The sequence below is a fragment of the Halovivax limisalsi genome (assembly GCF_023093535.1).
In the GTDB taxonomy this organism is placed as follows: Archaea; Halobacteriota; Halobacteria; order Halobacteriales; family Natrialbaceae; genus Halovivax; species Halovivax limisalsi.
Genome location: NZ_CP095757.1, coordinates 1002608 through 1016734, shown reverse-complemented (window position 1 = coordinate 1016734; position 14127 = coordinate 1002608). Strand labels below are relative to the sequence as shown.

The following is a 14127-nucleotide window of genomic DNA, read 5'->3' as shown; positions in this document are numbered from 1 at the left end:
GAATAAATCGTTCACGCGCCCGTCGACCGAACGAAAGGGAGCGCGACGGCCCATCGGCGATTCCATCGATCGCGCCGGTCGCACTCGACCGCCTCGCGGGTCCGGCCGTCGTCGAGGGAGAACGCGTTTCGGCCGGGCGTTACGACGGCGAGGCCTCGAACGGCCCGCAGAACGGCCGCAGGTCGTCGGCCGCACAACCGGCTTCGACGGCTCGGATCGCGGCCTCGAACCACTCGCGATCGCGGCGGGTGCGCGTCCGTTCGGCCAGCGCGTAGCCGCGTTCGAGGTGGTCGATGGCGGCCGATCGGTCACCCGAACCGAGCGAAAGCCACGCCAGGTCGCGTCGGACTTGCAGTTCGACCTGCGCGTGATCGATCGCCATCGCTTCCTCGAGGACCGATCGGAGTGCCTCGGGACCGTCCGGGTCGCCGGCCGCCGAGAGCGCGCGAGCGCGGGTCGCCTCCAGCGCGAGCTGGTCGATCCGGAAGCCCTCCGGGACCTGCTCTGCGGCCTCGTCGCAGCGCTCCAGGGCCGTCTCGATCTCGCCGATCGCGACGAGCGCTTTCGCGAGGTCGCGCGCCGCCTTGGAGATCTCGACGCAGTTCTCGCTCTCGCGCGCCCGTTCGAGGGCGTCCCGGGTCCGTTCGACGGCTCGCTCGAAGTCGCCGCGGTCGCGCGCGATGACGCCCTCCATCCGCATCGCATCGGCTTCCGCCCTGACGTAGCCGTCCGCCCGCGACTCCTCGATCGCCGTCGTCGCGTGGCGCTCGGCCCGGTCGAATCGGCCCGCCAGCACCTCGACCTGTGCCAGATTGACCCGTCCGAACGTCGTCTTGTGGTCCTGGCCGATCGACTTGGACAGCTCCAGTCCCGTCTCGAACGTCTCCCTCGCCGCCCGAACGTCGGTACTCATGAGATCGATCACGCCCTCGTTGCTGAGGGCGATGACGCGCATGCGGTCGTTGCCGACGCGAGCGGCCAGCTCGTGGAGGCGATCGAATTGCTCGCGGGCGCGCTCCCAGTCGCCCCGCCCGATCGCGTGTACGCCGAGGTTGTTGAGCGAATGGAGGGCCAACATGACGTCGCCGGTCTCCTCGGCGAGCGTTTGACACCGTTCCATCGCCGCCACGCCCGCCTCGAACCGGCCGGTCGTGATGTAGGAGATCCCCAGTTCGTTCAACGAGTTCGCCAGACTGATGCGGTCGTCGAGCGGTTCGAGCAGGTCGCAGGCCGCTTCGAGAAACTCGAGGGCCCGTTCGGCCCGCCCACGTTGCCGGTGGCTCCGGCCGAGGTGAAACGACGCTCGGCCCATCAGCAGGGCGTCGTCGAGACGCTCCGCGAGTTCGTACTGGTGCCGGGCCGTCGCGATCGCCTCGCCGAGATCACCGCGTAAATACTGTGCGACGGCGAGCACGTCGAGTAGCTCGACGTACGCGGCCGAGCGAGGCCCGTCGCGTGCGAGTCCGCGTTCGGCGAGTTCGATCGCCCGGTCGTGTTCCCCGACCATTGCGTGTATTATCGCCTGCCTGGCGTAGGTTCGCCTGATGCGGTCGACGTCGTCGGCGTTGGATCGGACGTACGCCAGATGGGTGTGGGCCGACTCGTACTCTCCGCTTATCCGATAGACGTTCGCGAGCGATTCGAGCGCCTCGATCACCTCGGCGTCGCGGTCGAGATCGCGAGCCAGTCCCAGCGCGTGCTGGTAGGCGTCGACCGCGTCCTCGTGGGCGAAGACGTCGAGCGCCGCCTCGCCCGCTTGCATCGCGTGGTCGAGCGCACGCTCGGGCTCGCCGGCCCGATCGTACCGCCGGGCGAGTTCCGCGTGGGGCGGGTCGGGCTCGTCGGCCAGGTGGTCGGCCACTCGCCGTTCGAGCGACGCGCGCCGGTCCGGATCGAGCGTCTCCAGCACCGTCGATCGCAGGACGTGACTCGCGAACCGGATCCGCTCGCCGTCGAGGGGCTCCCAGACGCGACCGTCGACGAGGAGCTGGGCCTGGTCGCGAAGGCGATCCGAGGACGTCGCCGAGACCGCCCGGACCGTCGACAGGGAAACGGTCGTCCCGGCGACCGCCGCAGCCTCGAGGACGCGTCGCGTCCCACCGTCGAGGCGGTCCAGTCGATCCCGGATCGTCGACTCGACGACGGTCGGGAGCGGGACGTCGGCCAGCGATTCGGGGTACGTCCCGCGCTGGGGGTCGATCACGCCCCGATCGAGCAGGTCGTCGACCGTCTCCTCGACGAAGAGGGCGACCCCGCCGGTGTGCTCGTAGATCGCGTCGAGGCAGGCCTCGGGGACGCCCCTGCGACCGACCCGACGTTCGATCAACTCGCGGACGTCCTCGCGGCCGAACGGCTCGAGCTCACAGACCGTCGCCTCGCAGGCGGCCGCGTCGGTGAGCGCTTCGACGAGATCATCGTCGGCGGATTCGTCACTTCGCGCCGTGAGAACGACCGCGATCGGCGCCGACTCGAGTCCCTCCAGCAGCGAGGCGAGCAGCGAGAGCGACGCGGCGTCGGCCCACTGCAGGTCCTCGATTCCCAGGAAGATCGGCCGGTCGCTCGCGCGCTCGCGTAACTCGTCCGCGATCGCGCCGTACCGAACCGCCACGGCGTCTTCGAGCGACTGGTTCGTGGCTGCCGAGTTCGGGGCCGGAACGGGCGCTCCCTCGAGGTGCTCGATCGCCCACGGTGCGGCGTCGGTGATCGCGCGATACGGGTCCGAGCGATCGGGGTCGGCCCGGCCGACAAGCGTCTCGAACCCCCTATCGGCCGCCATCGAACGGCACTCGCGAAACAGGGTCGTCTTGCCGATCCCAGCCTCGCCCTCGACGACGAGCAGGGTCGACTCGCCGCCTTCGACCGCCTCGAGGAGGCGACCGACCGTCTCGCGTTCTCCCTCCCGATCGACGAACGCGAACCCCAGCGTCGCCTCGACGGTCACCTCCCCGCCGGGCGCGAGCCGCGCCATCGCCGTCACCAGGTCGAGCCCGAATCGATCGGCGATCTCGGAGAGGGTCCCCTCGACGCGCTCGCCGTCCGCGCGGGCGGTGACCGTCGCCGGCTCGTACCGGTCGAGCACCGTTCGCGCCCGACTGCGACCCCGTGCCGTGAGGGCGTACGCGTCCGGGTCGTCGCCCTCGGTCGAGACCTGGTCGACGAGTCCGTCCGATTCCATCGACGAGAGCGTCGAGAGCAGCGAGATACGGGCGGCCATCGTCTCCGGCAGGTCGATCATGTCCGCGATCGCCGTCGCCGGCAGCGCGGCCGCCGACGCGTCCGCGTCGGCCCGGTCGAGGGCCGCGAGGACGAGGTCGTCCACGCCAGGAACGTCCATTGGGGCGACAGTTTACGGGTCGGCATAATAGGTGTTGGCCCGCGACCGGGGCGCGCTCGTGCGATCGTCGATCGAACGGACCGTCCGCGCCGCCCGGATCGACGTCCGGATTCCAGTCGAATTCCCCCGGTCGGATCAGCTGGAACGCGCCCCCGTCACGCCGACGGGGTCTCGAACGGGCCGCTGAGCGGCCGCAACGCGTCGGCCGCGCAGCCGTCCTCGACGGCCCGGAGAGCGGCGTCGAACCACTCGCGGTGGCGTGCGGTTCGCATCCGTTCGGCGAGCGCGGAGCCGCGTTCGAGGTGGTCGATGGCGGCCGATCGATCACCCGACTCGAGCGCGAGCCACGCCAGGTCGCGTCGCAACTGGAGTTCGACCTGCGCGAGATCGATCTCTATCGCCTCTTCGAGGACCGATCGCAGGGTCTCGGGGCCCTCCGAGTCGCCGGCCGCCGAGAGCGCGCGAGCGCGGGTCGCCTCCAGCGTGAGGCGGTCGATGCGGAAGCCGTCCGGGACGTGCTCGGCGGCTTCGTCACACAGCTCCAGGGCCGTCTCCGCCTCGCCGACCGCCACCAGCGACTCCGCGAGATCGCGCGCCGCCTTGGAGATCTCCATGCTGTTCTCGCTCTCGCGCGCCCGCTCGAGGGCCTCGCGCTGTCGATCGACGGCCCGCTCGAAGTCGCCGCGTTCGCGTGCGATCGCGCCCTGCATGCGCATGGCGTCCGCCTCCGTCCTGACGTACTCGTCCGCCCGCGCGCGTTCGAGCGCCTCCGTCGCGTACCGGTCGGCCCGGTCGAGCCGATCCGCGAGCACCTCCGTCTGGGCCAGGTTGATCCTGGCGAACGTCGACTGGTGATCGTGGCCGATCGACCGGGAGAGTTCCAGCGCCGTCTCGAACGTCTCCCTGGCCTGCTCGACGTCGGTGGTCTCGAGGTCGATCACGCCCTCGTTGCTGAGGGCGATGATGCGCATCCGGTCGTTGCCGACGCGGGCGGCCAGCTCGTGCAACCGATCGAACCGCTCGCGGGCGTGCTCCCAGTCGCCCCTGCTGAGGGCGTGCACGCCGAGGTTGTTGAGCGCGCGGATCGCCAGGCGCACCTCGCCGGTCTCCGCGGCGAGGTCCTCACAGCGTTCCATCGCAGCCACGCCCGCGTCGAATCGATCGGTCGTGATGTAGGAGATGCCCAGCTCGTTCAGACAGTCCCCCAGGTGGACGGGCTCGTCGAGCGGTTCGAGCAGGGCCCGCGCCGCTTCGAGGGACTCGACGGCCCGTTCGGCCCGCCCCAGTTGTCGCTGGCTTCGCCCGATGTGAAACGACGCTCGCCCCATCGACAGCGTGTCGTCGAGACGCTCCGCGAGTTCGTACTGGTATCTCGCGGTGGCGATCGCCTCGCGGAGGTCGCCACGCTGGAACTGCACGCTCGCGAGGACGTCGAGCAACTGGACGTACGCCGTCGAGCGCGGCCCGTCGAGGGCCAGGCCGCGGTCGGCGAATTCGATCGCCCGCTCCATCTCGCCGACGTCGGTGTCCATGATCGCCTGGGAGGCGTAGGTACGCCTGACGCGGTCGGGATCGTCGGCGTGGCTCCGCACGTATTCGAGGTGGGTGTGGGCCGACTCGTACTCGCCGCCGAGCCGGTAGACCAGCGCGAGCGATTCCAGCGCCTCGATCGCCTCGGCGTCGCGATTCAAATCGCGGGCGAGTCCCAGCGCGTGCTGGTAGGCGTCGACCGCGTCCTCGTGAGCGTAGACGTCGAGCGCCGCCTCGCCCGCCGCCATCGCGTGGTCGAGCGCCCGTTCGGGCTCGCCGGCCCGATCGTACCGCCGGGCGAGTTCCGCGTGGGGCGGCTCCGACCCGTCGACGATGTGATCGGCCACCCGCCGTTCGAGCGACGCGCGCCGGTCCGGATCGAGCGTCTCCAGCACCGTCGACCGAAGGACGTGACTCGCAAACCGGTACGTCCCCTCGTCCAGGCGCTCCCAGACGCGACCGTCGACGAGGAGCTGGGCCTGGTCGTGCAGTTGCGCCGGATCGCTCTCCAGGACCGCCCGAAGCGTCGACAGGGAAACGGTCGTCCCGGCGACCGCCGCCGCCTCGAGGACGCGTCGCGTCCCACCGTCGAGGCGGTCCAGTCGATCCCGGATCGTCGACTCGACGACGGTCGGGAGCGGGACGTCGGCCAGCGATTCGGGGTACGTCCCGCGCTGGGGGTCGATCACGCCCCGATCGAGCAGGTCGTCGACCGTCTCCTCGACGAAGAGGGCAACCCCGCCGGTGTGCTCGTAGATCGCGTCGAGGCAGGCCTCGGGGACGCCCCTGCGACCGACCCGACGTTCGATCAACTCGCGGACGTCCTCGCGGCCGAACGGCTCGAGCTCACAGACCGTCGCCTCGCAGGCGGCCGCGTCGATGAGGTCCGCGACGAGGGACTCGTCCGCCGACTCGTCGATTCGCCCCGTGAGAGCGACCGCGATCGGCGCCGACTCGAGTCCCTCCAGCAGCGAGGCGAGCAGCGAGAGCGACGCGGCGTCGGCCCACTGCAGGTCCTCGATTCCCAGGAAGATCGGCCGGTCGCTCGCGCGCTCGCGTAACTCGTCCGCGATCGCGCCGTACCGAACCGCCACGGCATCGTCCAGCGACCGATTGGTGGCTGCCGTGGCCGACGTCGGAACTGTGGCCCCATCGAGGTGCTCGATCGCCCACGGAACGGCGTCGGTGATCGCGTGGTACGGATCCGAACGATCCGGGTCGGCTCGGCCGACAAGCGTCTCGAATCCCCTATCGGCCGCCATCGAACGGCACTCGCGAAACAGGGTCGTCTTGCCGATCCCAGCCTCGCCCTCGACGACGAACAGGGTCGACTCGCCGCCTTCGACCGCCTCGAGCAGTCGTTCGGCCGTCTCGCGTTCTCCCTTCCGGTCGACGAACGCGGACTCGAGCGTCGCCTCGACGGTCACCTCCCCGCCGGGCGCGAGCCGCGCCATCGCCGTCACCAGGTCGAGCCCGAATCGATCGGCGATCTCGGAGAGCGTTCCCTCGACGCGTTCGTCATCCCCGCGCGCGGTGACCGACGCCGACTCGTACCGGTCGAGCACCGTTCGCGCCCGACTGCGGCCCCGTGCCGTGAGGGCGTACGCGTCCGGGTCGTCCCCATCCGTCGATCGCACTTCGATGGATCCGTCGGACGCCATCGCCGAGAGCGTCGAGAGCAAGGAGACCCGGGCGGCCATCGTCTCCGGCAGGTCGATCGCGTCCGCGATCGCCGTCGCGGAAAGCGCGGGCGCCGACTCGGTCGCGCCGGTTCGCTCGAGCGCCGCGAGGACGAGATCGTCCACGTCAGGAACGTCCATCGAGGCGACAATTGGACGGTGTGTCATAATAACTGTTGGCCAGCGAACACCGGTTCACACGGTCGGCGATCGAACGGACGGCGTCGAGGATTGGGTGACCGTCCGACTCGGTCGAACGGGCAACTGGCCGCGGACCCGGCTGCGTCGCGGGTCCGCCGGGATGCGGCGGTCGACGGTCCCAGCTGCTCAGTGCTCGGCGGCGCTCGCCGGGGCGTCGAGCTCGTCGGCGCCCGGCGGCTCGATCGAGTCGAGCAGGTCCGCCGCCAGATCGGCGGTCGTGACGTCGGAGAGTTCGGCGTCCGTGCTCGGGATGAGGCGGTGGACGAGCGTTGGTTCGGCGAGTCCCTTGACGTCGTCGGGAATGGCGTAGGAACGACCGTGGATAGCCGCGCGCGCCTTCGCGCCGTCGAGCAACGCGAGCGTGGCGCGGGGCGAACAGCCGTGGACGATATCCGGATGCGCGCGCGAGGCCGCGGTCAGATCGAGGATGTACTCCTTGACCGGCTCGGCGACGTGGATCTCGGAGACGGCCGCCCGCGCCGCCACGATCGCCTCGGGGTCGACCACCTGCTCGACGTCCTCGGGGCCGAGTTCGGGATCGGCGTCGAAGCGATCGAGCACCTCGCGCTCGTCGGCCCGATCCGGCAGGTCGACGACGAGCTTGAACGTGAATCGGTCGCGCTGGGCCTCGGGCAGTTCGAAGACGCCCTCCATCTCGATCGGGTTCTGCGTCGCGATCACCATGAACGGCTGCGGGAGCGAGAGCGTCTCGCCCTCCAGGGTGACGGTCCGCTCCGCCATCGCCTCGAGCAGGGCGCTCTGGGTCTTCGGCGTCGCGCGGTTGATCTCGTCGGCGACGACCAGGTTGGCGAAGACCGGCCCGCGCTGGAGGTCGAATTCGCCGGTCGCCTCGCGGTAGATGTGCGTCCCCGTGATGTCCGCGGGCAGGACGTCCGGCGTGAGCTGGATCCGGGAGTAGGAGAGGCCGCTCGCGCGAGCGAAGAGGTTCGCGAGCGTCGTCTTCGCCACGCCGGGGACGCCCTCGAGCAGGACGTGCCCGCGGGTGAGCGCGGCGATCGTCAGGAACTCGACGACGTCGTCGTTACCGACGAGGACGCGCTCGACTTCCGATTGGATCCGTTCGTAGACGTCCCGGGGGTCCGTCGATTTCGCACCGTCACTCATTCGCGTTCACCTTTCGCGGCCGGTCGGTTAAGCGCTGTTATCGCCTGCCGAACGCGCGCGTCGCTCCACTCCGGGTGGCGGTCGCGCACCAGCGCGGCCCGCTCGGCCGGGGAGAGCCCCGCTCGCGCGCCCGACGAGGCCGCCGACGGACCTCCCAGTTCTCCGTGCCCGCCGTCTCGCCAGCGCGCCCGAAGCCGGCGCCCGATCGCCGACTCGCGCCCGCTGGCGAACAGCGCCAGGGCGCCGATCGCGCCGAGTCCCACGAGCGCCTGGAGCGCGCCGGAACGCCGTACGGTCAGGATCGCCCGCCACAGCGGCGGCACGCCATCGGCGTGCGAGACGTCGTAGAGCACTCGCTCGCCCTCCCCCGCGAGGCCGGTGAGAAACGCCGCGTTGTCCTCCTCGTCGAACATCGCGTTGATCGTGATGCTCGGGTCGCCGATCGCGTAGACGGTGCCCTCGCCGACCGATTCGACCGTCGCGACCGGATACTTCGAGAGGTCGACGGCAGAGAGATCGGCCGTCTCGGGACCGAGATGGGCGTACTCGCTCGTCTCTGCAACGACCGTCGCCGCGCCCGGCTCGACGGCGGTCGCGTAGTTGAGTCCGAGCGACCGGGCACCGCCCGGCGCCGTCCGGTTGGGCGCCACCGCGGCGATCGGCATCGCCGGTCCCGCCGCGTGCCGGCGTTCGTCCTGTAACAACCGGCCGTCGAAACGCGCCTCGGCGCCGACGTCCACGAGCAACGCGTTGCCGGGCGCCGCGAAGTTCTCGAGGACGACCAGCGTTCCGCCGTTCTCGACGAAGGACGCGACGCGGTCCGCGTCCGCGGGGTCGTACGTGTCGGCCGGCGCGACGACGAACGCGACGGTCCCGTTCGCCTCGACGTCCGCGTAGGTGGTCGTCGACTGGGCCATCGTCACGTCCGCGTCGCCCTCGAGCGCGCTCCGGAAGTCGCCCGCGCCGTCCCACGCGCCGTTGTACGCGCCGAAGGCCGCCGACGACGTCGCGAGCGCGACGACGACCGCGAGGATCACGACCGCCGCCAGCCCCGCGAGCAACAATCGCGGCCAGGCGACGTCCCCGCGAACCAGCCGGCGCAACCGCGCGACGACGGGGCCGTCGGGATCGACGTCGCGACGTCGGGATGCGTCCGCTTCGGCCCGTGCCTCGTCGCTCACTTCCTCGCCATCACGCGCGTCGTCGCTCACCACGGTAGCACCTCCGGCGGCAAGATGGCCAGGATCCGCCGCACGACGATCGCCGCGAAGCCGACCAGTCCGAGGGCGATCACCCACCGCAGCCGGCGGCGCCACGCCGGCGTGACGTTGATCGGCGCCGTCAGCTCCGTGACGATCAACAGCCCGATCAGCGAGCAGACGAAGAACAGTTCGAGCGAGAGCGAGCCCAGCGCTGCCAGGACGAGCACCGTCGCCAGCATCCAGGCGACCGTCCCGTGGACGAATCGCATCCGCCGCTGGGTTGCCATTACGGGGCGAAATGGGCCCCCGGACCGAACCTGTTTCGGTTCATGGCGATCGGGCAAGAGCCGTGGGAAGGGACGCGTTGCAGTTCGGGACAACGCACTCACCGTGAGCGAAGCGTGGTTCGGAGGCCGACGGCCGAGAACCGCGAAATAGCGAACAGCGGAGTCGTTCGAAACGGCAAAGCCGTTTCGTGATGACGAGAGAGGAAGCGCTCTCGAACGACCGCGAGCGAAGCGAGCGGGCCGACGAGCGACCAACGGGAGCGAGGAGTGCTTTTCATCAACGTTTTGCCGAGGGCGCGGCTTCGCCGCGCCCGCAGCGCAAAACGTTGGTCTACATGAAATCCGCGATCCCGCTCTGCTTGTTCTTGTCGTTCTCGAAGATGCTCTCCAGAGATTTCTCGAGGACTTCCAGTCGCTGTTTGGTGTAGTCGCGACAGCCGAACTCCTCGGCGACCCTGATGGCGGTGTCCATGTACTTGTTCACCGAGCCCTCGTGGACGGTGAGGTTGACGTTGCCGCCGCACTCCCGACAGACCTCGGTCAGGGGCATGCGGCGGAACTTCTCGCCGCAGTCGAGACAGCGCGTCTCCTGGCGCGAGAAGGCGCGCAGGTTGCCGATCAGGTCGGGCAGGAAGTGGTACTCGATGACGCGCTCTGCGACGTCGGTCTCGTCGACGGCCCGAAGTTTGCGCGAGATCTCGAGCTGGGCGTCCATCTTGTCCATCATCGAGCCGAGCGTCTTGTACGCCGAGAGGTCGGGGCCCATTGCGATGTCGGTCGTGTCGTGCGTGTGTTCGAATCCGGTGTACTCGCCGTCGGTGCCGACGGTATCCTCGCCGATCTGGATGTCGACCGCGTCGGCGTCGGCCATCTCCAGGCTCGCCTCGTAGAACTCGCGGGGGTACTGCGAGACGATATCCATGTTGTGGGCCTCGTCGTCGATCTCGGATGGATCGATTCGCGACGACATAACCAGCGGGGCGTCCATCCGTCCGCCGCGTTGGTCGGGAAGGAACGATTTGCTAAAATTCAAAAGCCCATCTAGAAGGAGCATCACACAATCTTCGTCCCCGTCGCACTGACCGGTGTACAGCCCGTTCGCACAGACCGTGTTCGAGTAGCCTTCTTCCAGACAGTAGACGTACTCGACGGTCGATTCGACGGTCTCGACCCGTTCGACCCGTTCCCACTCGATAACTTTCGAAGGTTCGTCGTGCACCTCTTTCCCGCCGTGGAACAGGTACTCCTCGATCGATCCGTCGGCGAACGATGACGGTGGTTCGGCCGGGGCCGGAACGAGATCACCCGGTTCGAGCGTGTGCGCCTGCGTTCGCTCGACGCGGAAGTTGTCGATGTCGACTTCGTCGCGGGAGACCCGCCGGAGCATCACGTGATCCGGCGTAACGCGCAGTGACGTCCCGGACTCGGTGCGCACTCGAACGAGATGGTCGGGAGCCGGGTGTTTCGAAACGGCGGTGACAGCACCGGGCGCGTTCAGCCCCTTCTGGTAGGCCAGCGTGTACGGGCCGTCGTCCAGTTCCTGATAGAGGGATCCGAAATCGTCTTCCTCTGGGTCGTCGAGCCGAGACTCGACGAAGTCTTCGATCGAGACGTACTGCGGCTCTTCTTCGGGTGGAATGCCGTCCCTCGCCTTCGCTGGGAGGGACCGTCGATCTCCCTCTCGATAGACGATCTCCGTCTCCGGGTGGAAGCAGTTGCGCCGTTTCGCCGCGTGGAAGTACGGATGGGCGTACCCGACGGCCGCGCTCGTAAAGCCGATCACGCGGCCGACGGTCGCGGCGCTGGTGTGGGGCGCCATCCCGAAGACGAGTTCGCCGACCAGTTCGTCGCGGTCTTCGAGTTCGTAGTACGGGTCGAGCCCGTAGTACTGCTCCAGGAGGTCGTCGATGAAGTCGGCGGTCTGGAGCATGTGCTCGGCGGCGCCGTCGGAGAGGACGACGTCCTGGACCTTGAGTTCGACCAGCTGGTCCTCGTGGGTGAGCGCCTGGCCGTGTACGTCCGCCTCGTAGCCCAGCGCCCGGAGCTGGCCGACGGTGACGTCGAGTTCGCTCGCGCGGACCGAGGTGACGGGAAGGTCGGTCATGTCGTAGCGGACGGTGCCGTCCTTGAACGAGGAGACGTCGTGTTTCGCCCGGAGGATGCCCTTCTCGATGGGTTCGGGCAGCTTGTCCGTCGAGGTGAGCCCCTTGACGCCCTTCAGAATGTCGTAGGCGTTCTCGCGCTCGCCGACCGACTCGAGGGCGTCGCGGTAGGCCGCGTCGATATCGATCGGGCGCGACTCGACGCAGGTCGCGGTTTTCTCGCAGCGGTCGCACTCGACGCGACCCGCCTCGTCCGGCCGGATGCGCTCGTCGCAGTCGGGACAGCGGTAGTCGGGTTCGGTTCGGCTGTCACACTCCGGACACCGATGGTCGTAGGATTCGGTGTCACACTCCGGACAGCGGGTGCGCCCGACCTCGATCTCGACCACGCCGGGCGTGTCCGACATGGTGTCGGCGTGGGAGGCCGCCTTCGAGACGTCGCGCTGGGCGCCGCCGGCCTCGCCGATGGGAAAGAGCGTGTGGACGGCGGGGCTCATGTCCCGGCTCTCGGACTTCTCCGGGCGGCCCATCCGGTTGCCGATCCGCGTCGGCGCGCGTTCGCGGATCTCGAACGGCGCGACCTCGGTGACCGCCGCGACGGCGTCGTCGCCCGGTTCGGCGGTGCCCCAGTTCCGGGCGCGCTCGGAGAGGTCCGCGTCGGCCCAGTCGCGCTCGATGCGACCCGTTTTCGTGATTCGACAGCCCAGCGAGCGGACGAACGGGCGCGGATCGTCGATCTCGATGCGGTCCTCGCGCTGGCGGTGTTCGATCACGATCGTCTCGAGTGCCTCGCGCGTCGCGTCCGTATTGTCGAGTTCGAGGACCTGTCCGCCGTCGGTGTCCTCGATGCGACCCGCGGCGACCGCGGCCGCCAGGTCGCAGAACGCATCGACCGAGAGGTCGTGCCAGAGGTACGTGTAGTTGGGGTGCAGCGGCGCGTCGTAGGCCTCGGCCCACGCCAGCGCGCGCTCGACCGTCGGGTGGTCGAGGTCGATCGCCGGATCATCCCGCAGCGCCTGGACGTCCGCACCCGCAGCCTTCAGGTCCTGGATCCACCACTCGGGGACGTAGGAGGCGGGCGCGAGCGGGTGGTTGTTCTCGACGAACTCGCCGTAGTTGACCAGGTACTCGCCCAGGTCGAGGATCTTCTCGACGCCGTTTCGCAACTCCAGGGCGGTCTCGGGGTCGTCGATCTGCCTGACGTCGCCGTTTGCCAGCTTGACCGTCGGCCCCTCGATCGAGTCGACGGGGACGACGCCCGCCGCCTTCCCCGGGCGCTCGGTCTTGATCTGGGTCCCCGTCGCGAGGAAGTCGTCGAGCAGGTGCATCGCCGCCGGGTGGACGCCCGCCGTCGCGAAGCCGTGATTCCGCGCGCGGCCGTATCGGAGGCGGAAGCCGCCTTCAGCGCACGGGTGTGAGAAGACGGGCCTGCCTGCAATCAGGTCCCGGAGGAACTTTTTCGAGGACTCGACGCGCTCGGGCCCGTCGAAGTCGGACGAATCGGGACCCGACTCGTCGCCAGGAGCGCCCATCGCCGCCCCGTCGTCGCCGCCGGCTGATTCGCTCTCGCCGTCCGCGACGCTGGCGTCGCTTTCGTCGTCCGCATCCTCACCGTCCGCATCGTCGGCTTCGGCCGCGTCTTCGCCGTCGTTCGCTTCATCGCCGTCAGCCGCGTCGTCGAAGTAGGTGCCGTCGATCAGGTCCTGCAGCCAGGGCCAGTCGACCTCGTCGAGCTGGGAGGTGTAGCGCTGGATCTTCGGGGCCTTGAGCGCGATCCCCTCCGCGAGGACGAGACACATCCCGCCGCGGGCGGAGTTGGTGTCGACGCGTTCGAGATCGCGAAAGCCGGAGACCTCCTCGTCGCCGGTGGCCTCCCCGTCGAGCATGATCGGGAGGTGCTCGGCGATGAACTTCGTCTCCTCGTCCTTCGGGGTGTACTGGAGCCCGGTCTCGGAGTCGTACAGCGAGATCTCCTCGGCGTAGCGCTCGACCTCGTCGTCGCGGGCCTGGTACGTTTCGAGGCCGACCAGCGCGCGGGTGTAGTCGGCAACCAGTACCGAGAGCGCCTGGGCGGTGCCACCCGCGGAGCGGATCGGCCCCGCGTAGTAGACGTTGACGAACTCCGTCCCGTCGCCGTTTTCGAGGAATTCGACGCGGTCGATCCCCTCGATCGGCGCCGCGACGACGCCCTCGGTCAACAGGGCGACCGCCGTGCGGACGGCTCCTTCGACTTTGCCCGCCTTCGTCTCGTAGTCACCGACGCGACCCTCGGCGAAGTCGACCGCGAGTTCGAGCGCGGCCTCCTCGCGGCTCATCTCGCCTTCGAGTTCGCGGACGCGCTCGGCGACGCCGTCGATCCCGAGGATGTTCTCGACCCGGTCGGCCATGTCGCGCGCGACCGGGATCTCGACCTCGGGTTCCGGGTCGCCGCCGCGCGACCGGGCGCGTTCGGCGACGTCGAACGCCTCGTCGAGTTGGGCTTCCAGCGACTCGAAGTAGCGTTCGTCAACCTCCCGCATGTCAGCTCGCGATATCGCAGTGGGCGGTCGTCTCCGCGCGCCGACCGAATCGAGCGCGCTGATCCAGGGTGGTCTCGTGCATGTGACGTACCAGCGGGAGAGACAAAGAAAAGTTCACCGCTCCCGGACGGTCCGCGGTGCCGATCGA

Annotated in this window: 6 protein-coding genes; all 6 read right to left on the bottom strand. The window is 69.3% G+C overall.

Going from position 1 to position 14127, the window contains the following annotated elements; translation table 11 throughout:
- Positions 1–139: 139 nt before the first annotated feature.
- Entirely contained in the window at positions 140–3334 is a 3195-nt protein-coding gene (locus tag MXA07_RS04455; RefSeq protein WP_247730847.1) for an ATP-binding protein, read from the bottom strand.
- Between the two features lie 155 nt (positions 3335–3489).
- Positions 3490–6684: an ATP-binding protein gene (locus tag MXA07_RS04450; RefSeq protein WP_247730846.1), complete on the bottom strand. Its 3195-nt coding sequence runs from the start codon at positions 6682–6684 to the stop codon at positions 3490–3492.
- Between the two features lie 186 nt (positions 6685–6870).
- Positions 6871–7869, bottom strand: coding sequence for an AAA family ATPase (locus tag MXA07_RS04445; RefSeq protein ID WP_247730845.1), 999 nt, complete (start codon positions 7867–7869; stop codon positions 6871–6873).
- Positions 7866–9080: a DUF4350 domain-containing protein gene (locus MXA07_RS04440; protein ID WP_247730844.1), complete on the bottom strand. Its 1215-nt coding sequence runs from the start codon at positions 9078–9080 to the stop codon at positions 7866–7868. The genes MXA07_RS04445 and MXA07_RS04440 overlap by 4 nt, the downstream gene beginning before the upstream one ends.
- Positions 9077–9358 (bottom strand): DUF8044 family membrane protein, encoded by a 282-nt coding sequence (locus tag MXA07_RS04435; protein ID WP_247730843.1) that lies wholly within the window; start codon positions 9356–9358, stop codon positions 9077–9079. Before MXA07_RS04435 ends, MXA07_RS04440 begins: the two co-directional genes overlap by 4 nt.
- Positions 9359–9689: 331 nt before the next feature.
- Positions 9690–13979 carry a DNA-directed DNA polymerase II large subunit gene (locus tag MXA07_RS04430; RefSeq protein ID WP_247730842.1) on the bottom strand — a complete coding sequence of 1430 codons (4290 nt, stop codon included), beginning with the start codon at positions 13977–13979 and terminating at the stop codon, positions 9690–9692.
- Between the last annotated feature and the right edge of the window lie 148 nt (positions 13980–14127).